This is a genomic window from Streptomyces coacervatus, from assembly GCF_029223485.1.
GTDB lineage: Bacteria > Actinomycetota > Actinomycetes > Streptomycetales > Streptomycetaceae > Streptomyces > Streptomyces coacervatus.
The window spans coordinates 289098-314831 of the sequence record NZ_JARHTP010000011.1; the positions used below are offsets into that span (position 1 = coordinate 289098).

19 protein-coding genes and 1 tRNA gene are annotated in these 25734 nt (G+C 68.8%); 5 read left to right on the forward strand and 15 right to left on the reverse strand.

What is annotated here, in order from left to right; translation table 11 throughout:
- The first annotated feature begins 97 nt into the window (after positions 1-97).
- Positions 98-1285: an FHA domain-containing protein gene (locus P2Q00_RS27555; protein WP_275775537.1), complete on the forward strand. Its 1188-nt coding sequence runs from the start codon at positions 98-100 to the stop codon at positions 1283-1285.
- Entirely contained in the window at positions 1282-2982 is a 1701-nt protein-coding gene (locus P2Q00_RS27560; protein ID WP_275775539.1) for a protein kinase domain-containing protein, read from the forward strand. Before P2Q00_RS27555 ends, P2Q00_RS27560 begins: the two co-directional genes overlap by 4 nt.
- A 13-nt stretch (positions 2983-2995) precedes the next feature.
- Here the strand turns inward: P2Q00_RS27560 and P2Q00_RS27565 are convergent, their stop codons facing one another.
- The 13 genes from P2Q00_RS27565 to P2Q00_RS27625 all read right to left on the reverse strand — a co-directional run bounded on the left by P2Q00_RS27565 (position 2996) and on the right by P2Q00_RS27625 (position 20249).
- A complete protein-coding gene (locus P2Q00_RS27565; RefSeq protein WP_275775540.1) occupies positions 2996-5350 on the reverse strand; it encodes a serine/threonine-protein kinase in 2355 nt (784 codons plus the stop codon).
- Complete coding sequence (locus P2Q00_RS27570; protein ID WP_275775542.1) at positions 5347-5775, reverse strand: FHA domain-containing protein; 429 nt, start codon at positions 5773-5775, stop codon at positions 5347-5349. The genes P2Q00_RS27565 and P2Q00_RS27570 overlap by 4 nt, the downstream gene beginning before the upstream one ends.
- A 202-nt stretch (positions 5776-5977) precedes the next feature.
- Positions 5978-9877 (reverse strand): DNA-directed RNA polymerase subunit beta', encoded by a 3900-nt coding sequence (locus P2Q00_RS27575; RefSeq protein ID WP_275775543.1) that lies wholly within the window; start codon positions 9875-9877, stop codon positions 5978-5980.
- 99 nt (positions 9878-9976) lie between these two features.
- Positions 9977-13462: a DNA-directed RNA polymerase subunit beta gene (gene rpoB, locus P2Q00_RS27580; RefSeq protein WP_275775544.1), complete on the reverse strand. Its 3486-nt coding sequence runs from the start codon at positions 13460-13462 to the stop codon at positions 9977-9979.
- A gap of 612 nt (positions 13463-14074) precedes the next feature.
- Positions 14075-14458, reverse strand: a complete 384-nt coding sequence (gene rplL, locus P2Q00_RS27585; protein ID WP_269637601.1) for a 50S ribosomal protein L7/L12 — start codon at positions 14456-14458, stop codon at positions 14075-14077.
- Positions 14459-14580: 122 nt separating this feature from the next.
- The gene (rplJ, locus tag P2Q00_RS27590; RefSeq protein WP_275775545.1) at positions 14581-15111 is read right to left on the reverse strand and encodes a 50S ribosomal protein L10; all 531 of its coding nucleotides are present in this window, start codon (positions 15109-15111) and stop codon (positions 14581-14583) included.
- Positions 15112-15391: 280 nt separating this feature from the next.
- Positions 15392-16249 (reverse strand): SCO4651 family lipoprotein, encoded by an 858-nt coding sequence (locus tag P2Q00_RS27595; protein WP_275775547.1) that lies wholly within the window; start codon positions 16247-16249, stop codon positions 15392-15394.
- Between the two features lie 113 nt (positions 16250-16362).
- Positions 16363-17295 carry an SCO4651 family lipoprotein gene (locus P2Q00_RS27600; protein ID WP_275775548.1) on the reverse strand — a complete coding sequence of 311 codons (933 nt, stop codon included), beginning with the start codon at positions 17293-17295 and terminating at the stop codon, positions 16363-16365.
- A gap of 142 nt (positions 17296-17437) precedes the next feature.
- Complete coding sequence (gene rplA / locus P2Q00_RS27605) at positions 17438-18163, reverse strand: 50S ribosomal protein L1 (protein WP_275775550.1); 726 nt, start codon at positions 18161-18163, stop codon at positions 17438-17440.
- 83 nt (positions 18164-18246) lie between these two features.
- Positions 18247-18681: a 50S ribosomal protein L11 gene (gene rplK / locus P2Q00_RS27610; RefSeq protein WP_037858373.1), complete on the reverse strand. Its 435-nt coding sequence runs from the start codon at positions 18679-18681 to the stop codon at positions 18247-18249.
- A gap of 188 nt (positions 18682-18869) precedes the next feature.
- On the reverse strand, positions 18870-19700 hold the full coding sequence (gene nusG / locus P2Q00_RS27615; RefSeq protein WP_275775553.1) for a transcription termination/antitermination protein NusG: 831 nt from the start codon (positions 19698-19700) through the stop codon (positions 18870-18872).
- A gap of 80 nt (positions 19701-19780) precedes the next feature.
- Complete coding sequence (secE, locus tag P2Q00_RS27620) at positions 19781-20068, reverse strand: preprotein translocase subunit SecE (RefSeq protein WP_275775554.1); 288 nt, start codon at positions 20066-20068, stop codon at positions 19781-19783.
- 108 nt (positions 20069-20176) lie between these two features.
- Positions 20177-20249, reverse strand: a tRNA-Trp gene (locus P2Q00_RS27625).
- A 282-nt stretch (positions 20250-20531) separates the two neighbouring features.
- Here P2Q00_RS27625 and P2Q00_RS27630 point away from each other — a divergent pair.
- A complete protein-coding gene (locus tag P2Q00_RS27630; protein ID WP_275775556.1) occupies positions 20532-21758 on the forward strand; it encodes a pyridoxal phosphate-dependent aminotransferase in 1227 nt (408 codons plus the stop codon).
- 115 nt (positions 21759-21873) lie between these two features.
- Positions 21874-22902 (forward strand): adenosine deaminase, encoded by a 1029-nt coding sequence (locus tag P2Q00_RS27635; RefSeq protein WP_275775558.1) that lies wholly within the window; start codon positions 21874-21876, stop codon positions 22900-22902.
- 18 nt (positions 22903-22920) lie between these two features.
- Here the strand turns inward: P2Q00_RS27635 and P2Q00_RS27640 are convergent, their stop codons facing one another.
- Positions 22921-23550: a TetR/AcrR family transcriptional regulator gene (locus P2Q00_RS27640; protein WP_275775560.1), complete on the reverse strand. Its 630-nt coding sequence runs from the start codon at positions 23548-23550 to the stop codon at positions 22921-22923.
- A gap of 128 nt (positions 23551-23678) precedes the next feature.
- On the opposite strand from P2Q00_RS27640, the gene P2Q00_RS27645 reads away from it, so the two are divergent.
- A complete protein-coding gene (locus P2Q00_RS27645; protein ID WP_275775562.1) occupies positions 23679-24311 on the forward strand; it encodes an NAD(P)-dependent oxidoreductase in 633 nt (210 codons plus the stop codon).
- An 18-nt stretch (positions 24312-24329) separates the two neighbouring features.
- Here the strand turns inward: P2Q00_RS27645 and P2Q00_RS27650 are convergent, their stop codons facing one another.
- Positions 24330-25385 carry a UDP-N-acetylmuramate dehydrogenase gene (locus P2Q00_RS27650; protein WP_275775563.1) on the reverse strand — a complete coding sequence of 352 codons (1056 nt, stop codon included), beginning with the start codon at positions 25383-25385 and terminating at the stop codon, positions 24330-24332.
- Positions 25386-25734 lie beyond the last annotated feature (349 nt).

Here is a 25734-nt window from a genome sequence, read left to right on the forward strand (position 1 = left end):
GACACGAGTACCTCCCCGAACCCCCGAGTCTCTCCATGATGCGCCGAAGCGGCATTTCCGGCACAGACCGCAGCGTCTGCTTCTACGCTGACCGGTCATGGACATGAGAAGCGGGAGGGGGCCGGACGGGGAGCCGCGGCTGTCCCTCGACGCCATGACGGCGGACTTCGTCGTGGACGTCGCGAACGTGGTGCGCGAGCGGGGGCTGGTCAACGACCGGCCCGCCGATCTGTCGCGGCTCACGCTGCTCACCGGCGCACTCGCGGAGTTCGCCCGCGACGACTCCGTACGGGTCTACGGCGTCTGCGACGGCTCCCTGCTCGGCGACGGCCGGCTGTACCCGGCCGAGCGCACGCTGCTGGCCCGCTGGGCCGCCGAGGGGCGCCTGGAGGTACGGCCGGTGGCCGACCCGCGGATCCTGGAGCTCGTCGAGACCCTGGACATGCCCGCCGTGACCGGCGACAACTTCTTCGACGAGATCCCCGACCACCCCTGGATCGCCGGAAACACCGACAGCTTCCTGCGGCCGGTCCCCGACGCCTCGGGCCGGGGTGTGAGCGTGGTCCCGCGCGTGATGCCCGTACCGCAGGAGTGGCAGATCTCCCGCAAGCGCGAGGAGTCCGACCTGCTCGCCTCCGGCATGTACGACCGCCGTGGCGCCGGCGCCCGCCGCGAGCTGCTCGACCGGATCTGGCGCTGCCCCGCGGCCGCGTGCCCGCTGTTCGGTCCCGGCCGTACGACGGGACAGCCGCTGCCCCGCCACCGTCGCGGCCGGGTCCTGTGCCCCACACACGAGGTCCAGCTCACTTCATTGGGCACGGTGCCGGCCCGGGCGCAGCTGAAGGTGCGGGTGGACGGCGCGGTGCGGACCAGGTTCACGGTGGCCGAGGGCGCGGAGATCACCGTCGGCCGCGCACCGGCGCCGTCGGACGGCATCGCCCTGGCCCCGTGGATCGGCGAGGCGGCCCGTATCTGGATGAGCCGCAACCACGTGACGATCGCCCTCGACGGCGGGCAGGTCCGCGTCCGCGACACCAGCGCCAACGGCACGGTCGTCCGTCGCGCGGGCGACGACGTACGACTGCGCCGGGGCGGCGAGTGGCCCCTGCGCACCGGTCAGCTGGTCCTGCTGCACGAGACGGTCGCGCTGGAGCTGAGCGGGCGCCGGTACTTCTTCGAGGACCCGGAGCAGGGACCGGCGCGGCCGCTGTCGCCTTCGGACAGCGGGCCGACCCTGCTGCACCGTCCGGGCGAGGCGCCGCGCGGACGCCGGGGGCGGCGGTGACCGAGGCGGCGTTCACGGCCGGGGCGGGCGATCTGCTGGCCGGCCGCTACCGCCTGGAACGGATGGTGGGCAGCGGTGGCCAGGGGCGGGTGTTCGCCGGTGTCGACGAGGCGCTCGGGCGGCGGGTGGCGGTCAAGGTGCTGCAGCCGCCGCGCGCGGTGCCGGGCGGCCCGGCGGACGAGGCGGTGGCCCGGTTCGACCGGGAGGTGCGCGCGCTGGCCGCCCTCGACCACGACCACATCGTCAAGATCTTCGACCTCGGCGTGCACCGGGGCGCCCGGTTCTCCGTCATGGAGTTCCTCGACGGCCCGTCGCTCGCCCAGGAACTGCGCGAACACGGTCCGCTCCCCCTGACTCGGGCCGTGGACATCGCCGCGCGCGCCGCCGACGCGCTGGCCGCGGCGCACGCGCTCGGCATCTGGCACCGGGACGTGAAGCCCGCCAACATCCAGCTCACCGGGCGGGGCCGGCCGAAACTGTGCGACTTCGGCCTGGTCTCCGTCCTCACCCCGAACGCCCCCGCCCTGACCCGCCGGGGCGCCTCCCCCGGCTGCACGCCGGGCTTCGCCTCGCCGGAACAGGCGCGCGGCGCGGAGTTGACCGGTCCGACGGACGTGTTCTCGCTCGGCGTGACGCTGTACGCCCTGCTGGCCGGCGGCTCCCCGTTCGCCGCCGCCGACCCGGCCGCGGCCCTCCACAAAGTCCTGCACGAACAGGCACCCCCACTCACCACATACCGCCCCGACGCCCCACCCGACCTGACCGCCCTGATCTCATCGATGCTCCACCCCACCCCCGCCACCCGCCCCAGCGCGGCCGGCACGGCCATCCGCCTACGCACGGCCCTGGACCGCCTGAACGCGGCAAGCGGCCGACACGCCATCTATACGCCGACGCAGCGACCGACGCCGCCGACGCCGGGTACTGCCGGCCAACACGCCATGGCCACGCCAGGCCTGACACCCGCCACCACGGATCCGCCCGCGGGGGCACGGGACCTGGCGGCGGAACGGGAGGAGGTGACCGGAGCGACACCGGCACCCATCGACCCGACCGCCGAGCAGGAGCCGGCCACCGCAGCGACACCGGCCGACACCGACCCGACCGCCGAACGAGACGTAGCCACCGGGACGGCACCGCCCCACCCGACCGCCGAGCGAGACCCAGCCGCGCAGACGCCACCGCACCCCGCGGACCCGATCGCCCAACGGGAGCGGATGACCGGAGCGACACCAGCCAACGCCGACCCGACCCCCGGCCGAGACCCAGCCACCGAGACACCACCGCCCCACACGGACCCCGCCGCCAGGCGGGAGGCGCTCACCGGCGCCGCCCCCGGCCCCCGCGACCGCGCCTGCGCGTCGAGAACCGGTGTCCATACCCCCGGACCCGCCGAAGCCACCGACGAACAGCTCTGGCAGACCCTTGAAGACGCCGAGCGGCACCTGGACGCCGGCCGTTTCCGGGCTGCGGACGTCGCGTTCGGGCGGCTCTCGCAGCGGCTGTACGCCGAGGCCCGGCACGGGCATCCCGCGATGGTGGCCGCCCAGCTGGGCCGGGTGCGGGCGCTGGACGGACTGGGCCGACGCGGGGACGCGGAGGCCCGGCTGGCGCGGCTGCGCGGGCAGGCGGTGCGAAACCTGCCCGCCGGGCACCCGCTGCGCCTCGCGGTGGAGGGCCTGCGGCTGTCCGGCTGACGAGTCAGCCCGCTCAGCGGCGCTTCACCGTGCGTGCCCGTGGTGCGGCCTGCGGCGCGGGTCTCAGCTCAGGGTGCGACTCCTCCAACGACGCCTTCTGCGCCTCGTACTCCTGCTTTCGGCGCTCGTACGCAGGATCGCTCGAATCTGCCTCGTGCGCCCCGAGAGTCATCACCGAGAGCCACATGACGATGACACCGAGGCCGAGGGCGAAGACCCACCCGATCACGGCACTGAAGTACTCCGCAGCCTTCATCGAGCCCAGCGTGTCGTGCCAGATCGCACCGGCCAACCAGATGTACCCGCCGATGTACGCCGTTCTCCAGAGCGCCCCCAGAACGACCTTCGCCAAGGACGGCCGCTCGCAACCGAGCTTCACGGCCAGCAGAAATGGCCGGTACGCGCTGCCGAGGTCCCCCGATGTGCTCCCCACCATCAGCATGAACAGACCGATGATCCCGGTCTCCCAGCTCAGCCAGGTGGCGATACGGCCGTCGCCGTAGTAGATCCCCCAGGCCACCCAGCCACCCACCATGGCGAGCGCCAGCCAGGCCAGCACCCGGGACATGACCCGCCGTGAGGCGGCCGTCTTCTCCGCCGGCGCCAGCCGCAGCTGCTCGCTCTCCTCCCACGCGGCGACCAGATCGGCGTACTCGCGATGAACGGCCGCACGGGCCTCCTCCTGGACGCGCCGCTCGCGTTCCCGCGCCGCAAGACGACGCTCGGCCTCCAGCCGCTCCTGGTGGTCCCGCTCCGCACGAGCACCCAGATGCGCCTGTACGACCTCCCCGAGCCGCGGCGACGCCTCCCGGCAGGACCTGTGCAGCCGCCCGTACCAGGAATCCGGCTCGCGGGCCGACGGCATGCCGTTCCTGCCGAGCTCCCGCAACCGCTCCTCGGCCCGCCGCCCCGGCAGCACGGCGAGCAGGAGCAGCGGTCGCGGCGGTGCCAGGTCGAGCCCTTGGCGCTCCGTGGGATACACGGCCTGGGAGACCGCCTTGTTCCACTGCTTGACCGCCCGCTCCCAGGCCAACTCCACACCGCCGAGCCGACGCAGTCGCGTGAACCCTCTCAGCGTCTCCAGCACCGTCCGGTCCAGCGCCGCCACGAATCCGGCCTCCGGGCCCCCCGTCCGGTACGCGGCCACGCACAGGTCGGCCAGGCCGTCCAGGGTGACCTCCCGTTCCCGGAACACCACCGGCCCCTCGGGGTCGAGCCACACCAGCAGGCGCAGGAGTTTGACCTCGGGCGTCAGGTCCCCGGTCAGCCAGCGGTCGAACAGGTCCCTGCGCCCCTCACGCTCCACGGCCGTCAGGTCGTCCAACTCCCGCAGCCAGGTCGACAGTTCGCGCCACGCCTCGGAGGGCGTCTGCGGTGTGCCCATGCGCCCGAAGAAGTAGTCGGCCGCGCCCGGCCGTTCACGAAGGGCTGCCGCCAAGCCCGCGCGCGTGGTGTGCAACCGCCCGGCATAAGCCAGCCCGCGCATGCCCGTGCGCCCCGACGGGCCGGGCGGCCGGACCGGCTCCGCCTCCCGCCGGGTCGGCGCCGAGCGCGCAGACCTCGATGGCGGCGTCTGCGTGTCCCGCCCGTCCAGCCACTCCAGTACCTCCCGGCCCCTCCAGCGACGGGCGGGATCGGTCTGCAGGAGGCCCGCGCAGAGCGCCGGCAGCCGATCGCCCGGCACCTGCTCCAGGGGTACCGCTCCCCGGTCGAGCGCCTGGCGGATCCCGTGTTCGCTCAGCCCGGCGAAGGGCGGCGTCCCGGTGGCGGCCTCCCGGACGATCATCCCGAGCGCCCACCAGTCGTACGCCTCCGACGACTCGCCCTCCAGCACGAACTCGGGCGGCGCGTAGGCGAGCGTCATCGACGTGGTCCGATGGGCCCGCTCCCGGTCCCGGCTGATGCCGAAGTCGGCGATGACGACCGCGCTGTCCGAACCCGGGTCGCGGTAGAGGAGGTTGGCCGGCTTCAGGTCCCGGTGGATGATGCCGGCCGCGTGCAGACAGTTCACCCCGCCGGTCAACTGCCGTACGAGTGATACGAGTTGTGCGGCGGCCAGCGGTCCGGAGTGCAGCCGCTCGGCCAGCGCGCCGCCGCCGAGGTACTCCAGCACCTCGTAGTCCCGGCCGTCCGCCGCGCTCCCCTGCCCGGCCACCTGCACGATCGCGTGGTGCCGCAACCGCTCCAGCCGCTCCCACACCGTGCGGTCGGCCCGCAGTCCGCGGCGGTACAGCTTCACCGCGCGCAGTACCCCGTCGGCGTCCCGGGCCCGGAAGACATCGGCCTCCCCGCCCTGCCCGATCAGCTCGGCGCCGGCCGGGAAGGCGTCCGCCAGTGGCTCGGGCAGTGGGTACTCCCCCGGACTCATGCGTCGTCCCCCTCGTACCCCTCGTCCACGGCCCGGACGGCGACCGGCACATCGGACGCCAGCCTGAGCCGGTCTCCGCGGCGCAGGGCCACCCACCCGCCCGGTGCGATCCTGCGCTCCTGGTGGTAAGTGCCGTTCGTGGAGCCCTCGTCGCGGATCCAGGCCCGGCCGCCCGCGTCGACCCGCACGGTGGCGTGCCGGCGCGAGAGGTTGTCATACGGCTCCAGCAGCCGGGCCGCGTCGCCGTCCCCTTCCCGGCCGAGCACCCGCGCGGTGCCGGCCGGGATGCTCAACACGCCAGTGGGGAAGCCCAGTTCGATCCCTGCCGGGGTGTGCTCCCGGCGGGTGCGTGCGATGCCCGCGCCGCTCAGGGAGTACGGGGTGAAGCAGGCCCGGCACACCAGCTGCCGGGGCCCTTCGGCCACCGCTCCGCACGGACAACGGCGCATGCTCTCCCCCATGGCCTCGCTCCCGGCCCGCTCCGCCCGTGATCGGACACGGACAACTCCGGGCGGGCCGCATCCTAGATGATCGCCCTGTGGCCGCACCGCGAAACCGCGGGTGCAAGAACGCCGAAGGGCGGCCACCCCATAACGGAGTGACCGCCCCTCAACTCAAGCTGCTCGCTTACTGGTTGTACGGACCGTAGTCGTAGTCCTCCAGCGGAACGGCCTGGCCGGAGCCCGTGCCGAACGGCGAGTAGTCGATGTCGTCGTAGCCGACGGCCGAGTACATCGCGGCCTTGGCCTCCTCGGTCGGCTCGACCCGGATGTTGCGGTAGCGGGACAAGCCCGTACCGGCCGGGATGAGCTTACCGATGATGACGTTCTCCTTGAGGCCGATCAGGGAGTCGGACTTGGCGTTGATCGCCGCGTCCGTGAGGACCCTGGTCGTCTCCTGGAAGGACGCCGCCGACAGCCACGACTCGGTCGCCAGCGAGGCCTTGGTGATACCCATCAGCTGCGGACGGCCGGAGGCCGGGTGGCCGCCTTCCTGGACCACGCGACGGTTCTCGACCTCGAACTTCGAGCGCTCGACCAGCTCGCCGGGCAGCAGCTCGGCATCGCCGGACTCGATGATCGTCACACGGCGCAGCATCTGCCGGATGATGATCTCGATGTGCTTGTCGTGGATCGACACACCCTGCGAGTTGTAGACCTTCTGGACCTCGCCGACCAGGTGGACCTGGACGGCACGCTGGCCCAGGATGCGCAGCACGTCGTGCGGGTTGGTGGCACCCACGGTGAGCTTCTGGCCCACCTCGACGTGCTCGCCCTCGCTGACCAGAAGACGGGCACGCTTCGAGATCGGGAACGCCGTCTCGTCGCTGCCGTCGTCCGGGGTGACGACGATCTTCTTGGTCTTCTCGGTCTCCTCGATCCGGACGCGGCCGTTGGCCTCGGAGATCGGGGCGACACCCTTCGGCGTACGAGCTTCGAAGAGCTCGACGACACGGGGCAGACCCTGGGTGATGTCGTCACCGGCCACACCACCGGTGTGGAAGGTACGCATCGTCAGCTGGGTACCGGGCTCACCGATGGACTGGGCGGCGATGATGCCGACCGCCTCACCGATGTCGACCAGCTTGCCGGTGGCCAGCGAGCGGCCGTAGCAGAAGGCACAGGTGCCGACCTGGGACTCGCAGGTCAGGATCGAGCGGGTCTTCACCTGCTCGATGCCGTGGTGCACCAGCTGGTCGATGAGCACGTCGCCCAGGTCCACGTTGGCCGGCGCGATCACCTTGCCGTCGACGACGACATCCTCGGCGAGCATGCGGGCGTAGACGCTGGTCTCGACGTCGTCCGCCTTGCGCAGCACGCCGTCGGCGCCCCGCTCGGCGATCCGCAGCTTCAGACCGCGCTCGGTGCCGCAGTCCTCCTCGCGGATGATGACGTCCTGGGAGACGTCGACCAGACGACGGGTCAGGTAACCCGAGTCGGCGGTACGCAGGGCGGTGTCCGCCAGACCCTTACGGGCACCGTGCGTGGAGATGAAGTACTCCAGCACGGACAGGCCCTCACGGAAGGACGCCTTGATCGGACGCGGGATGGTCTCGTTCTTCGCGTTCGACACCAGACCGCGCATACCGGCGATCTGCCGCATCTGCATCATGTTTCCTCGGGCACCCGAGTCAACCATCATGAAGATGGGGTTGGTCTTGGGGAAGTTCTCGTTCATCGCCTCGGCGACCTCGTTGGTCGCCTTGGTCCAGATCGCGATGAGTTCCTGCGTGCGCTCTTCCTTGGTGATCAGACCGCGCTCGTACTGCTTCTGGACCTTCTCGTCCTGCGCCTCGTAGCCCTTGACGATCTCCTTCTTCGCCTCGGGAACGACGACGTCGGAGATGGCCACGGTGACACCGGAACGGGTCGCCCAGTAGAAGCCTGCCGCCTTCAGGTTGTCGAGCGTCGCCGCCACGATGACCTTGGGGTAGCGCTCGGCCAGGTCGTTGACGATCTCGGAGAGCTGCTTCTTGCCCACCGAGTAGTCGACGAACGGGTAGTCCTCGGGCAGCAGCTCGTTGAAGAGCGCGCGACCCAGGGTCGTCCGCAGGCGGAAGGTGTCACCCTGCTGCCACTCCGGCTCACCCTCTTCGCGGGCCGGGGGGGTCCAGCCGCGCGGCGGGATGGTGCCCACCGGGAAGCGGATGTCGATCGCCGACTGCAGCGCGAGCTCGCTGGCGTCGAACGCCATGATCGCCTCGGCCGTGGAGCCGAAGGACCGGCCCTCGCCCTTGACGTCACGCAGCTCGCCGTCGGTGGTGAGGAAGAACAGACCGAGGACCATGTCCTGGGTCGGCATCGTCACCGGACGGCCGTCGGCGGGCTTGAGGATGTTGTTCGAGGACAGCATCAGGATGCGGGCCTCGGCCTGCGCCTCCGCGGACAGCGGCAGGTGCACGGCCATCTGGTCACCGTCGAAGTCCGCGTTGAACGCGGTGCAGACGAGCGGGTGGATCTGGATGGCCTTGCCCTCGACCAGCTGCGGCTCGAAGGCCTGGATGCCGAGGCGGTGCAGGGTGGGAGCACGGTTCAGCAGAACCGGGTGCTCGGCGATGACCTCTTCGAGGACGTCGTACACGACCGTACGGCCGCGCTCCACCATGCGCTTGGCGCTCTTGATGTTCTGCGCGTGGTTCAGGTCGACCAGGCGCTTCATCACGAACGGCTTGAAGAGCTCCAGCGCCATCGCCTTCGGCAGACCGCACTGGTGCAGCTTCAGCTGCGGACCGACGACGATCACGGAACGCGCGGAGTAGTCCACACGCTTGCCGAGCAGGTTCTGACGGAATCGACCCTGCTTGCCCTTCAGCATGTCGCTGAGGGACTTCAGCGGGCGGTTGCCGGGACCGGTGACCGGACGGCCACGACGGCCGTTGTCGAACAGCGCGTCGACGGCCTCCTGGAGCATGCGCTTCTCGTTGTTCACGATGATCTCGGGCGCACCGAGGTCGAGAAGGCGCTTCAGTCGGTTGTTGCGGTTGATCACACGGCGGTACAGGTCGTTCAGGTCGGAGGTCGCGAAGCGGCCACCGTCCAGCTGCACCATCGGGCGGAGGTCCGGCGGGATGACCGGGACGCAGTCGAGAACCATGCCCTTGGGGCTGTTGGAGGTCTGCAGGAAGGCAGACACGACCTTCAGCCGCTTCAGCGCACGGGTCTTCTTCTGGCCCTTGCCGGTACGGATGATCTCGCGGAGGCGCTCGGCCTCCTCCTCCAGGTCGAAGGACTCCAGGCGCTTCTGCAGCGCCGCGGCACCCATCGAACCGTCGAAGTACGTGCCGAAGCGGTCACGCAGCTCGCGGTAGAGGAGCTCGTCGCCCTCCAGGTCCTGGACCTTGAGGTTCTTGAACCGGGTCCACACCTCGTCGAGGCGGTCGATCTCGCGCTGCGCACGGTCGCGCAGCTGCTTCATCTCACGCTCGGCACCCTCGCGCACCTTGCGGCGCACGTCGGCCTTGGCGCCCTCGGCCTCCAGCTCGGCCAGGTCGGACTCGAGCTTCTTGGCGCGGGCCTCCAGGTCGGAGTCGCGACGGTTCTCGACCTGCTGCCGCTCGACGGAGACATGCGCCTCCAGGGAGGGCAGGTCGCGGGTACGGCGCTCCTCGTCGACGTACGTGATCATGTACGCCGCGAAGTAGATGACCTTCTCGAGGTCCTTGGGCGCCAGGTCCAGCAGGTAGCCGAGGCGCGAAGGAACACCCTTGAAGTACCAGATGTGCGTGACGGGGGCGGCCAGTTCGATGTGGCCCATCCGCTCACGGCGCACCTTGGCGCGAGTCACCTCGACGCCGCAGCGCTCACAGATGATGCCCTTGAACCGGACACGCTTGTACTTGCCGCAGTAGCACTCCCAGTCCCGGGTCGGACCGAAGATCTTCTCGCAGAAGAGTCCGTCCTTTTCGGGCTTGAGGGTGCGGTAGTTGATGGTCTCGGGCTTCTTGACCTCGCCGTGGCTCCACTGACGGATGTCGTCAGCGGTGGCCAGGCCGATCCGGAGCTCGTCGAAGAAGTTGACGTCGAGCACTATGCGTCAATCCCTCTCAGGGTTGTAAGTCTTTGGTCTGATACGGGGGTCCAGGGGCCGGCCGGAGGTTCCTCACCAGGGCCTCCGGCCGGACTCCCGTCAGACCTCTTCGACGCTGCTCGGCTCGCGCCGGGACAGGTCGATGCCGAGCTCCTCCGCAGCGCGGAAGACATCCTCGTCGGTGTCACGCATCTCGATGGACATACCGTCGCTGGACAGCACCTCCACGTTCAGGCAGAGAGACTGCATCTCCTTGATGAGCACCTTGAAGGACTCGGGGATGCCGGGCTCGGGGATGTTCTCGCCCTTGACGATGGCCTCGTAGACCTTCACGCGGCCGGTGACGTCGTCGGACTTGATGGTCAGCAGCTCCTGGAGGGCGTAAGCGGCGCCGTAAGCCTCCAGCGCCCACACCTCCATCTCGCCGAACCGCTGGCCACCGAACTGGGCCTTACCACCCAGCGGCTGCTGGGTGATCATCGAGTACGGACCGGTCGAACGCGCGTGCAGCTTGTCGTCGACCAGGTGGTGCAGCTTCAGGATGTACATGTAGCCGACCGAGATCGGCTCCGGGAACGGCTCGCCGGAGCGGCCGTCGAACAGCGGTGCCTTGCCGGACGGGAGCACCATGCGCTCGCCGTCGCGGTTCGGGATGGTGTGGTTCAGCAGACCCGCGAGCTCGTCCTCGCGCGCACCGTCGAAGACGGGGGTCGCGACGTTCGTGCCCGGGTCGACCTGGTCGGCGCCGATGACCTGCAGGCGCTGCGCCCACTCGTCGGCGAGACCGGAGACGTCCCAGCCGCGGCTGGCGAGCCAGCCGAGGTGGATCTCCAGCACCTGTCCCGGGTTCATTCGGGACGGCACACCCAGCGGGTTGAGGATGATGTCGACCGGAGTTCCGTCCTCGAGGAACGGCATGTCCTCGATCGGAAGGATCTTCGAGATGACACCCTTGTTGCCGTGACGGCCGGCGAGCTTGTCACCGTCGGTGATCTTGCGCTTCTGCGCCACGTACACGCGCACCAGCTGGTTCACACCGGGGGGAAGCTCGTCGCCCTCCTCGCGGTCGAAGACGCGGACGCCGATGACCTTGCCGATCTCGCCGTGCGGCACCTTCAGCGAGGTGTCACGGACCTCACGGGCCTTCTCACCGAAGATCGCACGCAGCAGGCGCTCCTCCGGGGTCAGCTCGGTCTCACCCTTGGGCGTGACCTTGCCGACGAGGATGTCGCCGGCGACGACCTCGGCACCGATACGGATGATGCCGCGCTCGTCGAGGTCGGCGAGGACCTCCTCGGAGACGTTCGGGATGTCCCGGGTGATCTCCTCGGGGCCGAGCTTGGTGTCACGGGCGTCGACCTCGTGCTCCTCGATGTGGATCGAGGAGAGGACGTCGTCCTGCACGAGGCGCTGCGACAGGATGATCGCGTCCTCGTAGTTGTGACCCTCCCACGGCATGAACGCCACGAGCAGGTTCTTGCCCAGCGCCATCTCGCCGTTCTCGGTGGCCGGACCGTCGGCCAGGACCTGGCCCTCGATGATCCGGTCGCCCTCGTTGACGATGACCTTCTGGTTGACCGAGGTGCCCTGGTTGGAACGGGCGAACTTGGCCAGGCGGTACGTGATGTACGTGCCGTCGTCGTTGGCGGTGGTGATGTAGTCCGCGGAGACCTCCTGGACCACACCCGCCTTCTCGGCCTTGACCACGTCGCCGGCGTCGACGGCGGAGCGGTACTCCATGCCGGTGCCGACGAGCGGGGACTCGGACTTAATCAGGGGCACGGCCTGACGCATCATGTTCGCGCCCATGAGGGCACGGTTGGCGTCGTCGTGCTCGAGGAACGGGATCATGGCGGTCGCGACCGACACCATCTGGCGCGGCGAGACGTCCATGTAGTCCACGTCGTCACCGGCGACGTAGTCGACCTCACCGCCACGGCGGCGGACCAGGACGCGGTTCTCGGCGAAACGCATGTTGTCGTCGAGCGTGGCGTTGGCCTGCGCGATGACGAATCGGTCCTCTTCGTCGGCCGTCAGGTAGTCGACCTCGTCGGTGACGACGTCGCCGACGACCTTGCGGTACGGCGTCTCCACGAAACCGAACGCGTTGACGCGGCCGTAGGAGGCGAGCGAACCGATCAGACCGATGTTCGGGCCTTCAGGGGTCTCAATGGGGCACATACGGCCGTAGTGAGACGGGTGCACGTCACGGACCTCGAAGCCGGCCCGCTCACGGGAGAGACCACCCGGGCCAAGAGCCGACAGACGGCGCTTGTGGGTGAGACCCGACAGCGGGTTGTTCTGGTCCATGAACTGCGACAGCTGGCTGGTGCCGAAGAACTCCTTGATGGAGGCGACGACCGGCCGGATGTTGATCAGGGTCTGCGGCGTGATCGCCTCGACGTCCTGAGTCGTCATGCGCTCACGGACGACGCGCTCCATACGAGCCAGACCTGTACGGACCTGGTTCTGGATGAGCTCGCCGACGCTGCGCAGACGACGGTTGCCGAAGTGGTCGATGTCGTCGGTCTCGACAACGATCGTCTGACCGTTGTCCGCGGCCGTCTCGGTCTCGCCGGCGTGCAGCTTCACCAGGTACTTGATCGTCGAGATGACGTCCTCGACGGTCAGGATGCCCGCGTCGAGCGGAGCCTCCGCACCCAGCTTCTTGTTGACCTTGTAGCGGCCGACCTTGGCGAGGTCGTAGCGCTTCGGGTTGAAGTACAGGTTCTCCAGAAGCGTCTGCGCGGCCTCACGCGTGGGGGGCTCGCCCGGACGCAGCTTGCGGTAGATGTCGAGCAGCGCGTCGTCCTGGCCCTGGGTGTGGTCCTTCTCCAGGGTGGCGCGCATGGACTCGTACTCGCCGAACTCCTCCAGGATCTGCTCGGTGGTCCAACCGAGAGCCTTGAGCAGAACGGTCACAGACTGCTTGCGCTTGCGGTCGATGCGCACACCGACCATGTCGCGCTTGTCGATCTCCATCTCCAGCCAGGCACCCCGGGACGGGATGATCTTGGCGGAGAAGATGTCCTTGTCGGACGTCTTGTCGATGGAGGAGTCGAAGTAGACACCCGGCGAGCGAACCAGCTGGGACACCACGACACGCTCGGTGCCGTTGATGACGAAGGTGCCCTTGTGGGTCATGAGCGGGAAGTCGCCCATGAAGACCGTCTGGGACTTGATCTCGCCGGTCTCGTTGTTGGTGAACTCAGCCGTCACGAAGAGCGGAGCGGCGTACGTGAAGTCGCGCTCCTTGCACTCGTCGATGCTGTTCTTCGGCGGCTCGAAACGGTGGTCGCGGAACGTCAGCGACATCGACCCGGAGAAGTCCTCGATCGGAGAGATCTCCTCGAAGATCTCCTCCAGACCGGACTTGGTGGGGACGTCCTGACCGGACTCCAGAGCCGCCTCGACCCGACTCTGCCAGGCGGTGTTCCCGAGCAGCCAGTCAAAGCTCTCGGTCTGCAGCGCGAGCAGGTTGGGAACCTCGAGGGGCTCCTTGATCTTTGCAAAGGAGATGCGCAGCGGGGCGGTGCTGGCACCGTTGTTCGTATTCGCGGTCGAGGCAGTGCGCGAGGCGGCCAAGAGGGGGTCCTTCCGAGGGCTCGGACTCACTACGCGCGTACCGGTCCCTCTCCCGCACACAGAGACAGGACCCCCTGATTTGACCAAAAGGCCAGGTCAGAGACGTTCCGATCGTCGGTGCTCAAGCGAGGGCATGCCCCTGGTGACGGGCAGGGGACAGCTAACAGGCAGCGCAAAGGGTCAGTGTAGCCACTCGGCACACTGATGTCCAGTCCCGGTTTTCTGAGACCCTCGTTGTTCTCAACACCTGCGGCAAGCCCACGCCCTCAATGCACGTTGATACTGCCCTCTTCGCCGTCGATCCATGCCTCGGAATCGGATCCTTGTGACGACGCGTCCTGAGAATTGCGCGCTGCGTGCGGTTCGTCAAGGCCCCTCTTGCCCAAACCGGGTGCTGCCATCGTCACTTGCAGCCTGCACCGGGAGCTCTCGGAGGCACAACGAAGATCACCATACTCTCCGCGCACCCGGGTGCAAGGGAGCCGCCACCGGTGCCCCGGAACGCCGAAGAGCGACCACCCGGATGGATGATCGCTCTTCAGTGCGTCAGCGTTACAACCCTCTGCGAGGAGCTGTGTCAGCCGGCAAGGGAGTCCTGCGGACTCCGTGGGGTCACTTGACCTCGACGGAGGCGCCGGCGCCCTTGAGGGACTCGGCGGCCTTCTCGGCGGCGTCCTTGGCGACCTTCTCGAGAACGGGCTTCGGGGCGCCGTCCACGAGGTCCTTGGCCTCCTTCAGACCCAGGGAGGTCAGCTCACGCACGACCTTGATGACCTGGATCTTCTTGTCGCCGGCACCCGTGAGGATGACGTCGAACTCGTCCTGCTCCTCAGCGGCCTCGGCGGGGGCGGCCGGACCGGCCGGACCGGCGACGGCGACCGCGGCGGCGGCGGTGACGTCGAACTTCTCCTCGAACGCCTTCACGAACTCGGAGAGCTGGATGAGGGTCATGCCCTCGAACTCGGCGAGCAGTTCGTCCTGGGTGAGAGCCACGATGGCTTCCCTTCACTAATTTCGGCTGGTGCCGGTGTGTACATGTCTGGCGGGCGTACGTTCGGCCCGCTACGACCGTTGCCTCAGGCGGGAAGCCTCAGGCGGCGGTCATTTCGCGAGCCGAGTTACTCGGCACCGCCCTGCTCGGCCTGCTTGGCACGAAGCGCCTCCGCGGTGCGGACGAACTTCGACGGGAGCGCCTGGAAGACCTGGGCAGCCTGGGTCTGCTTGGCCTTGAAGGCGCCCGCCAGCTTGGCGAGCAGAACCTCGCGGGACTCGAGGTCCGCAAGCTTCTTGATCTCGTCGGCGGACAGCGCCTTGCCGTCAAGGACACCGCCCTTGATGACGAGGTTCGGGTTGTCCTTGGCGAAGTCACGAAGACCCTTCGCCGACGTCACCGGGTCACCGGTGACGAAGGCGACCGCCGTCGGACCGTTGAACAGGTCGTCGAGCGTCGAGATCCCGGCCTCGTTGGCCGCAATCTTGGTCAGCGTGTTCTTCACCACGGCGTACTGGGCGTTCTCACCGAGCGAACGACGCAGCGTCTTGAGCTGCGCCACGGTGAGACCCCGGTACTCGGTCAGCACGGCGGCGTTCGAGCTGCGGAACTGCTCCGCGAGCTCGGCTACCGCGGCAGCCTTGTCGGGCCTTGCCATGAGCGTCGGCCTCCTTCCGGGTGATGACGACCGCTCAGAAGGGGCTGGGACAAACGAAACGCCCCGGCGCAGGCGCACGGGGCGTAGCTCGACCGGGCACTCACAGCGTCAGCTGCGAACTCCGGGAGCACTTCCACAGTCACCTGCGCGGGTCGTCCGCAGTTCAGCGGATCCTTCGGCCACCGCACCCTCCAGGAGCGCACGGCAACGACCAGCGGTCTTTGGCTTCTCCAGGAGGGTACGTGACCGGATCGCTGTCAAGCAAATCCGGTCCTACGGCTCAGCTCTGGGCGCCCTTCATCATCTCGGCGAGGTCCGCCGTTTCCTTGGCCGGCGGGGCGGTGACCGTCACCGGCTTGTTGATGTCGAGGAAGGTGATCGTCATGTCGAGCGGGCCCTTGTCGGCCTGGCCGCGCATCCGGAACTGCTTGGTGTGGTTGTCGCCGTCGACCCACATGTCCATGGTCATCGAGTCGATGCCCATCTTCTCGTACTGCTGAAGGCTCTTCTCGCGCTGCTCCCGGACGGTCTTGTTCTCGCCCTTGAGGGAGGCCTTGAGGGAGGCGAGGGTGACCGTGCCCTTGTAGTGGGTGGTCTTCACGCCGCCGACCGTCTCGGTGCCGACCTTCTTCACGTCCTTGGAGCCGGTGAGGAAGGTGGAGTCCGCGGCCGGGTTCTTGTCGGCCTGCCCGCCGCCCAGCTGGTCCGCGTTCATCCCCTTGCCGGCGCCGAGCGCGGACATGTCGAACTTGATCCAGCTCTTGCCGTCCATCTCCTTGGACATGGAGGCGTTCCCGCCGATGTACATGGCCTTGTCGACGAGACGGATCTCGACCGGGCCGTTGGTCGCCTGGTCCTGGGCCGTCATCTTCATGCTCATGGCCAGCGGCTTCATGCTCATCGCCGCCTCGCCGGAGACCCGGCCCGCACCCGGGACCTTGCCCGTCATCCTGTACCGCAGGGACGTGATGTCCTCGCTGTTCTTCGCGGCCTTGGCGACAGCCGCGGCGGGCGTCATCGCGGGCAACTGCTCCGCGGCGCCCTTCTGACAGCCGACCGCTCCCCCGGCGAGCAGCAGGGCGGCGAGCCCGGCACCCGTCGCTCTACTGCGCGCTGAACCACGTACGGAAGACCTCATTTGATTCCCCCCAAAGGAAATGCATGGCCGATACACAACAAGGACGAGAGCCTAACCCCAGGAGGCAGCGGGAGTCTTCCGTATTCACGCCGACATCAGGAGCCCCACCGGCCTCAGGAGGTGCTGCTGGACCCGCTTGAGGTGTCGCTGCTGCCCGGCGTCATGCCCTGCTTCTTCAGCAGCTGCTTGAAGTCCTCGGTGTCGCTCGCCGGCGGCTTGGTGGCGGAGACCTTCACGCCGTAGTCGCTGTAGTACGCGGTCTGGGTGTAGGCGCCGTTCGTCGTCCGGCCCTTCTCGGCCTTCTTGACCAGCAGGTCCTGGCCGTCGACCCAGATGTCGACGGTCTCCGTGGTCACGCCGGCCTTGGTGAGCTGCTTCTTCAGCGCGGCGAGCTGGCTCGCGCCGAGGTTGGCGTTCTTGGCGGCGAGGTCGGCGACATCCACTGTGCCCGAGTAGTGCGTGGTGTTCACGCCGCGCACCGTCTCCGTGCCGACCTTCTTGACGTCGCCGGAGGCCAGCAGGAGCTTCACCGACTGGTTGGGCGTGGTGTTCTGCATCTGGTCCTTGAGGGCCGTACCGGATGCGCCGGCGAGACCCGCCAGGTCGGAGTACCCGTACCTGATCCAGTGCTTGCCGCCCAGCTGCTCGGCGAACTTGTCGCCCATCTTCGCGTAGTAGGCGTCGGGGAGGTAGCGGGCCTCCATCGATGTGCTGCCGAGCTGGCGCATCAGGTCGGCCGTCCTGCCACCGGTGTACGTGATCGTCACGGTGCCGGTGATGCCGTTCCCCCAGCCGAGGGCGCCGTCGGCCTTCATGGACATCACGGAGCCGATGGTGGTCGTCGACTCGACCTTGGCGGAGTCTGCACTGTCGGTGGACTTCTCGGCGGTGCGCAGGGCCGCTATGGGGCTGACGTGCGCCGCACCCTTGCCGGATGCCTTGCCGGACCCCCCGGAGGAGTCCGAAGAGCTGCAGGCGGCCACCCCCGACAGCGCGGTCACCACCGCGATCGAAAGGCCCATGCGGCGCACTGTCGTGCTCTTCATTTCGTCCCCCACCCTTATGCGGTTGCTGTGCCCGCACGCTAACGCAGGGCACTGACACTCGTCCGGGAAAAGGGACGAGCCCCGCACCTCGAAAGGTTGCGGGGCTCGTGTCAGCTACGCGTACGCGCGACTGCCGTCAGGATCAGACGGCGGCCGGGTCCTCCTCGACGAGGAGGTTGCGGGTGCGGTTGGAGTCGACCGGAATGCCGGGGCCGATCGTGGTGCTGATCGCGGCCTTCTTGATGTACCGACCCTTGGCGGCGGACGGCTTCAGACGGAGGATCTCCTCCAGCGCCGCCGCGTAGTTCTCCACCAGCTTGGTGTCGTCGAAGGACACCTTGCCGATGATGAAGTGCAGGTTCGAGTGCTTGTCGACGCGGAACTCGATCTTGCCGCCCTTGATGTCGTTGACAGCCTTGGCGACGTCCGGGGTCACGGTGCCGGTCTTCGGGTTCGGCATCAGACCACGGGGACCGAGCACGCGGCCGAGGCGGCCGACCTTGCCCATGAGGTCCGGGGTGGCGACGACGGCGTCGAAGTCCAGACGGCCCTTCGAGACCTCGTCGATCAGTTCGTCGGAGCCGACGATGTCGGCGCCGGCGGCCTCCGCGGCCGCAGCACGGTCACCGGTCGCGAAGACCAGGACCCGGGCGGTCTTACCGGTGCCGTGCGGAAGGTTCACGGTGCCACGGACCATCTGGTCGGCCTTGCGCGGGTCGACACCCAGACGGAAGGCGACCTCGACGGTGCCGTCGAACTTGGTCGTGGAGGTCTCCTTGGCGAGACGGACGGCCTCGAGCGGGGCGTAGAGCTTGTCCCGATCGACCTTGGCGTCCGCAGCGCGGAGAGACTTGCTGCGCTTGCTCACTACTGCTCCTGTGGATTCTTAGGAGTCGTGGTCCGGGCCGAGCAGGCCCTGCCACTTCTGCTGACTTGCGGGGAGGTTGGGGCTCAGCCCTCGACCGTGATGCCCATGGAACGGGCGGTGCCGGCGATGATCTTCGACGCGGCGTCCAGGTCGTTGGCGTTGAGGTCGGGGAGCTTGGTCTGGGCGATCTCGCGGACCTGCGCCTCGGTGATCTTGGCGACCTTGGTCTTGTGCGGCTCGCCGGAGCCCTTCTCCACACCCGCGGCCTTGAGGATCATCTTCGCGGCCGGCGGCGTCTTGGTGACGAAGGTGAAGGAACGGTCCTCGTAGACCGTGATCTCCACCGGGATCACCCAGCCACGCTGCGACTCGGTCGCGGCGTTGTACGCCTTGCAGAACTCCATGATGTTGACGCCGTGCTGACCCAGCGCGGGGCCGACCGGCGGAGCCGGGTTCGCCGCACCGGCGTTGATCTGGAGCTTGATGAGCCCCGTGACCTTCTTCTTCTTGGGAGGCATTACTCTCCGGGTCCTTTCGATTGAGGCGTGCCTGCGCCCGGGTCGCGTCCCGGATGAAGGCATACCGCACAACGATAACGGGTATAGATGCGCGGCTAAAAACCGAGCAGGTCAGACGGGCTGCGACAGCCTGCCTGACCTGCGCGGAAGCGGTGCGTCCAGAAGGAGCTGAACCAGAAAGTACTGAACTAGTTCTTCTGGATCTGGTCGAAGGAGAGCTCGACCGGCGTCTCGCGGCCGAAGATCTCCACCAGGCCCTTGACCTTCTTCGAGTCGGGGTTGATCTCGTTGATGGTCGCCTGGAGCGTGGCGAACGGGCCGTCGGTGACGGTGACCGAGTCGCCGACCTCGAAGTCCAGCACCTGGACCTCGACCTTGCGCTGCGGGACGGGCTTGCCCTCGGCCTCGGCGGCCTCGCGGGCGGCCTTCTCCTCGGCCTCCGGGGCGAGCATCTTGACGATCTCGTCCAGGGTCAGCGGGTACGGGTCGTAGGCGTTGCCCACGAAGCCGGTGACGCCGGGGGTGTTGCGGACGACGCCCCAGGACTCGTTCGTCAGGTCCATGCGGACGAGGACATAGCCCGGGAGCTTGTTCTGCTTGATGGTCTTGCGGTCGCCGTTCTTGATCTGGACGACCTCTTCCTGCGGCACCTCGGCCTGGAAGATGTAGTCCTCGACGTTCAGCGAGACGGCGCGCTGCTCCAGGTTGGTCTTCACCCGGTTCTCGTAACCGGCGTAGGTGTGGATGACGTACCACTCGCCGGGCAGGGAGCGCAGTTCCTCGCGGAGGGCCTCGACCGGGTCGACCGGCTCGGACTCCTCCTCGACGGCCTCTTCGGCCTCCTCGGCGATCTCTTCCTCGTCCACGACCTGCAGGGCGGCCTCTTCGGCGGGCTCCCCCGCCTCGGCCTCGGCAGCCTCGAACTCGTCCTGCTCGTCCGCGCCCTCGACGATGTCGAGTTCGTCGCCCACGGACTCGTCCGGCTCGATGGCGTCGTCGTTCAGGTTCGTGTCAGACACGGTGGCTGCTTCTTCCTGGATACATAGGGGTGGAACATGCGAAAGGGGCGCCGGGTACCTCGGCGCCCTTCGCTCTCGGCTCAGCCGAAGACGTACTTGGCCGCGTGGTTGAGCCCATAGTCAATCACGGTCACCAGGGCGATCATGACGGTCACGAAGAAGATCACCACGGTGGTGTACGAGGTCAGCTGGTTACGCGTGGGCCAGACGACCTTGCGAAGCTCGGCGATGACCTGGCGGTAGAAGAGGGCAAGCCTCTTGAACGGGCCCTTCTTGGCCCGCTTGCCGCCCTTGCGGGCCTTCTTCTGTGACTCCTGCGCCTCATCCTGGGCATCAGGCGTGTCGATGGAGCCCACGGCGTCCGCCATTCGTCCTCACCTGTTCCCGGGTCGTGGCCGTGCCGCGCCCGGTCTGAGCCGCACGGCGTTGCATTGCTGTACGTACATGCGCACACATCCTGGCGAAGGTGTGTGTAGCAGGGCCGGAGGGACTTGAACCCCCAACCGCCGGTTTTGGAGACCGGTGCTCTACCAATTGAGCTACGACCCTTTGTGTGTCCCCCAACGTACCGCATCCGACCGGGTGCTCGGTGTGCACCGTCTGCGGCGCGGCAGTTGATGGCCAACGAGGTGAGAGTGTACGTGGTCCGGAGCGCATCGTCGAACAGAAAGCGCCCGTAGGGGCCTTGACGAAGGAAGATCGCCGGAAAACCGCCGGAAGATCACCAGGCCATCGGCTGATTCCGGACGGGTGTTCAGTGGTCGACCCGCACATGTTCAGTCTGTGAAACCCGCGTGCCGGGGTCGTTTCCGGTCTGAAACGATGGGGCCCATGAGCGCTGCAACCCCTCCCACCGAGCGCCGGGTCTCCGCCCGAGTCGGCGCGATCTCCGAGTCCGCCACCCTCGCCGTGGACGCCAAGGCCAAGGCCCTCAAGGCCGCCGGGCGTCCGGTGATCGGCTTCGGCGCCGGTGAGCCCGACTTCCCGACGCCGGACTACATCGTCGAAGCCGCCATCGAGGCCTGCAAGAACCCGAAGTACCACCGGTACACCCCGGCCGGCGGTCTGCCCGAGCTGAAGGCCGCGATCGCCGCGAAGACGCTGCGCGACTCGGGCTACGAGGTCGAGGCGGCCCAGGTCCTGGTCACCAACGGTGGCAAGCAGGCCATCTACGAGGCCTTCGCCGCGATCCTCGACCCTGGCGACGAGGTCATCGTGCCGGCGCCGTACTGGACGACGTACCCGGAGTCGATCCGCCTGGCCGGCGGTGTCCCGGTCGACGTCGTCGCGGACGAGACGACCGGCTACCGGGTGAGTGTGGAGCAGCTGGAGGCGGCCCGCACCGAGAACACCAAGGTCCTGCTCTTCGTCTCCCCCTCCAACCCGACCGGCGCCGTCTACACGCGCGCGCAGATCGAGGAGATCGGCCGCTGGGCTCTCGAGAAGGGCCTGTGGGTCCTGACCGACGAGATCTACGAGCACCTGGTCTACGGCGACGCGGAGTTCCACTCCCTTCCGGTGGTCGTGCCCGAACTCGCCGACAAGACGATCGTGGTCAACGGTGTCGCGAAGACGTACGCCATGACCGGCTGGCGCGTGGGCTGGGTCATCGGCCCGAAGGACGTGGTCAAGGCCGCGACCAACCTGCAGTCGCACGCCACGTCGAACGTGTCGAACGTCGCACAGGTCGCCGCCCTGGCCGCCGTCTCCGGCAACCTGGACGCGGTCGCCAAGATGCGCGAGGCCTTCGACCGCCGCCGCAAGACCATCGTGCGGATGCTGAACGAGATCGACGGCGTGCTCTGCCCGGAGCCCGAGGGTGCCTTCTACGCGTACCCGTCGGTCAAGGGCCTGCTCGGCAAGGAGATCCGCGGCAAGCGCCCGCAGGACACGGTCGAGCTGGCCGCGCTGATCCTGGAGGAGGCCGAGGTCGCGGTCGTCCCGGGCGAGGCCTTCGGCACGCCGGGCTATCTGCGCCTGTCGTACGCCCTGGGTGACGAGGATCTCGTCGAGGGCGTCAGCCGGATCCAGAAGCTGCTGGCGGAGGCGCAGGACTGACGTCGCCGCACTGAACGGGCCCCCTCACCTGAGGGGGCCCGTTTTTTCGTGCGAGCAAGACCACGTACGGGGAATCCGCTACCGGGACGGCAGGGACGTACGGCAGGATCCTGGAATGGAGCGTGTACGTGATGTCTCTGAGCTGCCGAAGGCCCATCTCCATCTGCACTTCACCGGGTCGATGCGGCCCACCACCGTGCTGGAGCTGGCCGACAAGTACGGTGTGCGACTGCCCGAAGCCCTGACCGAGGCCCTGACCAGCGGCGAGCCGCCGAAGCTGCGGGCGACGGACGAGCGGGGCTGGTTCCGCTTCCAGCGGCTGTACGACGCGGCGCGCTCGTGCGTCAGGGAGCCCGAGGACATCCAGCGCCTGGTGCGGGAGGCCGCGGAGGAGGATCTGAAGGACGGCTCGGGGTGGCTGGAGATCCAGGTCGACCCGACCTCGTACGCGCCTCGTCTGGGCGGTCTGATCCCGGCGCTGGAGATCATCCTGGACGCAGTGGACACGACGATGCGGGAGACGGGCCTGGGCATGCGGGTGCTGGTCGCCGCGAACCGTATGAAGCACCCCCTGGACGCGCGCACGCTGGCCCGGCTGGCCGTGCGGTACGCCGACCGGGGTGTGGTCGGCTTCGGTCTGTCCAACGACGAACGCCGGGGCATGGCAAGGGACTTCGACCGGGCGTTCGCGATCGCCCGCGAGGGCGGGCTGCTGTCGGCCCCGCACGGCGGCGAGCTGACCGGCCCTTCGTCGGTACGGGACTGTCTCGACGACCTGGACGCGCACCGGATCGGGCACGGAGTAAGGGCCGCGGAGGACCCTCGGCTGCTGAAGCGGCTCGCGGAGCGGGGTGTGACGTGTGAGGTCTGCCCCGCTTCGAATGTGGCTCTGGGCGTGTACGAGAAGCCCGAGGACGTCCCGCTGCGGACGCTGTACGACGCCGGTGTCGCGATGGCCCTGGGCGCCGACGACCCGCTTCTGTTCGGCGCCCGGCTGGCCGCGCAGTACGACATCGCCCGCCGCCATCACGCCTTCACGGACGAGGAGTTGGCGGAACTGGCCCGCCAGTCGGTACGGGCTTCGGCGGCACCGGAGGATGTGAAGGCGAAGCTGCTGGCGGGGGTTGACGACTGGCTGGCCTAGGCCCGCCGGTCGGCCGCCTCAGGTTAGTCGGGTCAGGTCGGTCGACTCGGGCCGGTCGGCGATGCCTGCCAGCAGGGTTCGCGCCAGCCGCTGGGCGAACTCGTCCACCGGCGGGCGTACCGCCTCTCGCGTCGCGTCGTAGGCGAAGGCCCGCTGCGCGCAGGCGCCCAGCAGCAGCGACGCGGCCGCGAAGGTGTCCGCGTCGCGGCTCACCCGGCCGAGCTCCTGCTCGGCCCGCAGGTAGGTGTCCACGCCCTGGATCGGCTTGTGCGGGCCCGTTCCCATCTGCCGCATGACGTCGTCGTGCCGCCGCTTGAGCTGGGTCTCGGCGTACAGGGACGCGGCGATCGGGAAGCTCTGCTCGTAGAAGAGGGCGGCGTGGCGGGCGATCTCGGTCAGGTTCTCCTCCAGCGTGTTCTGTCCGGGCTCGGCGGCCAGGCTGCGCAGCAGTGGCGTCAACTGGGGCAGGCGCTCCGCGAGGACGCGGATGAACAGCTCTTCCTTGCTCGCGAAGTACTTGTAGAGCGCGGCCTCGGAGCAGCCGGCCGCCTTGGCGATCTCCTTGGTGGTGGCGCGGGCCAGCCCGACGGTGAGCATCAGCTCGTGAGCGGCATCGAGGATGCGGACACCGGCCGGCTTCGTTTCCATGTGTCGTCCAATCGTTCAGTCGTTCCATCGCGCAGTCGGGCTTGACGGGTGGGTGAGTGCTTACTCACTCTAGTGGGAGGAGAGGGTGAGTGAATACTCACCCACCGTCTACGAGCATGGGAGTACCCATGAAACTCACCGTTTTCGGCGCCACCGGCGGCATCGGCCGGGAAATCGTCCGTCAGGCCCTGGACGCAGGTCACGAGGTCACGGCGGTCGTACGGGATCCCGCGCGGCTGGCCGTGACGGGCGACCGGCTGGAGGTGTTCCGGGACGACCTGACCGACCCGGAGGTCGTGCGGCGCGCGGTGGCCGGCCGGGACGTGGTCCTGTCGGGGCTCGGTGCGCGCAGCCGCAAGGAGGCGGGGGTGGCGACCCGGCTCACGCGTACGGTGCTGGGTGCCATGGAGGCGGAGGGGGTGCGGCGGCTGCTCGTGGTGAGCGCGGGGCCGGTCGGCCCGCCGCCCGAGGGGGAGGGGGCGCTCGACCGCACGGCGCGCGGCATCGTCTCCGCGCTGCTCAAGGACGTCTACGCCGATCTGAGCGCCATGGAGGCCGAGTTGGCCCGCAGTACGACGGACTGGACCGTCGTACGGCCGCCGCGGCTGCAGAACAAGCCGGTGACGGGTGTGTACCGGACGGTGGTGGGCGGGTTCCCGGCGAAGGGCCGGTTCGTGGGGCGGGCGGATGTGGCGCACGCGATGCTGGGGATGGCCGGCGATCCGGGGACGGTGAAGCAGGGGGTGGGGGTGGCGTACTGAGGCCCTCCCGTGCGGGCCCTACAGGCTGACTCCGACCGTCACCGGCTCGTTGACCAGCGTGATGCCGAAGGCCTCGTGGACTCCGGCCACGACCTCGCGGGCGAGTGCTAGCAGGTCCTCCGTGGTGGCCTCGCCCCTGTTGGTGAGGGCGAGGGTGTGCTTGGTGGAGATACGGGCGGGGCCGGCGCCGTAGCCCTTGGTGAAGCCCGCCTTGTCGATCAGCCAGGCCGCGGAGGTCTTGGTGTGCCCCTCCGCCGCCGGGTACGCGGGCGGCTGCGTGCCGTCGCCGAGCCGCTCCTGCACGCGCGCGTGGAACGCCGCGAACTGCTCGTCGGTGAGGATCGGGTTGGTGAAGAAGGAACCGGCCGACCAGGTGTCGTGGTCCTCGGGGTCCAGGACCATGCCCTTGCCGGAGCGCAGCTTGAGGACGGTCTCGCGGGCGGCTGCGAGCGGGACGCGGTCGCCCGGCTCGACGCCCAGTGCTCGGGCTGTCTCGGCGTACTTGATGGGGCCGGAGAGCCCGTCCGCGTCCTCGAGTTCGAAGCGGACGCGCAGGACGACGTAGCGCTCGGGGTCGGCCTTGAAGCGGCTGTGGCGGTACGAGAAGGCGCAGTCGGCGTTCGGGATGGTGACCGTCTTGTGGGTGGTGCGGTCGTAGGCGGTCACTTCGGTGATGGTGGAGGAGACCTCCTGGCCGTACGCCCCTACGTTCTGGATGGGGGTCGCGCCGGCGGAGCCCGGGATGCCGGCCAGGCACTCGATGCCGGCGAGGCCGGCCTCGACGGTCCGGGCGACGGCGTCGGTCCACACCTCGCCGGCGGCGAGCTCCAGGCGTGTGCCGTCGAGGTCGAAGCCCTTGGTCGCGATGACGAGTGCGGTGCCCGCGAAGCCCTTGTCGCCGATGACCAGGTTCGAACCGCCGCCGATCAGAAGCAGCGGTGTGCCGGTGTCGTCGGCCTCGCGGACGGCTTCGATCACCTCGGCGTCGGTGGTGGCGGTGATCAGGCGGGTCGCGGGGCCGCCGAGCCGGAAGGTGGTCAGCGGGGCGAGGGGGGCGTCGTGTCGTTCCTGCACGGGCTCAAGGGTACGGGTAGGGGGTGGCGGGGGTGCGGATGCCTGCGGCGGTCTGCGCGGGGTCGGTGGGGTGCGGATGCCTGCGGCGGCCTGCGCGGGGTCGGTGGGGGTGCGCGTCGCGCCTGTCGTCTCGTCGTGGGTCGGGGCCACGGCGGGGGGTGTCCGTCCTCGGTCCGGCGGTGGCCGTTTGCTGGGCTGTGCTCGGCAGCTGACGCCGGCCGCTGCGGGCGGACACCCCCCGCCACGTCCCCTTCCCGCCGTGGGCGGGTGCGGGTGCCCTCCTCCCCGTGCGGCCTGTCGGCAGTCGTGCCCCGCGCACAGCCTGCGGGCAGGCGGGTGTTTCAATCCG

Coding starts and splice junctions, on each gene's coding strand:
- P2Q00_RS27565 (WP_275775540.1), bottom strand. CDS start 5,350: ATGAGTCCGGGGGAGTACCCACTGCCCGAGCCACTGGCGGACGCCTTC.
- rplK (WP_037858373.1), bottom strand. CDS start 18,681: ATGCCTCCCAAGAAGAAGAAGGTCACGGGGCTCATCAAGCTCCAGATC.
- P2Q00_RS27630 (WP_275775556.1), top strand. CDS start 20,532: ATGAGCGCTGCAACCCCTCCCACCGAGCGCCGGGTCTCCGCCCGAGTC.
- P2Q00_RS27600 (WP_275775548.1), bottom strand. CDS start 17,295: ATGAAGAGCACGACAGTGCGCCGCATGGGCCTTTCGATCGCGGTGGTG.
- P2Q00_RS27640 (WP_275775560.1), bottom strand. CDS start 23,550: ATGGAAACGAAGCCGGCCGGTGTCCGCATCCTCGATGCCGCTCACGAG.
- P2Q00_RS27555 (WP_275775537.1), top strand. CDS start 98: ATGGACATGAGAAGCGGGAGGGGGCCGGACGGGGAGCCGCGGCTGTCC.
- P2Q00_RS27635 (WP_275775558.1), top strand. CDS start 21,874: ATGGAGCGTGTACGTGATGTCTCTGAGCTGCCGAAGGCCCATCTCCAT.
- rplJ (WP_275775545.1), bottom strand. CDS start 15,111: ATGGCAAGGCCCGACAAGGCTGCCGCGGTAGCCGAGCTCGCGGAGCAG.
- P2Q00_RS27595 (WP_275775547.1), bottom strand. CDS start 16,249: ATGAGGTCTTCCGTACGTGGTTCAGCGCGCAGTAGAGCGACGGGTGCC.
- P2Q00_RS27645 (WP_275775562.1), top strand. CDS start 23,679: ATGAAACTCACCGTTTTCGGCGCCACCGGCGGCATCGGCCGGGAAATC.
- secE (WP_275775554.1), bottom strand. CDS start 20,068: ATGGCGGACGCCGTGGGCTCCATCGACACGCCTGATGCCCAGGATGAG.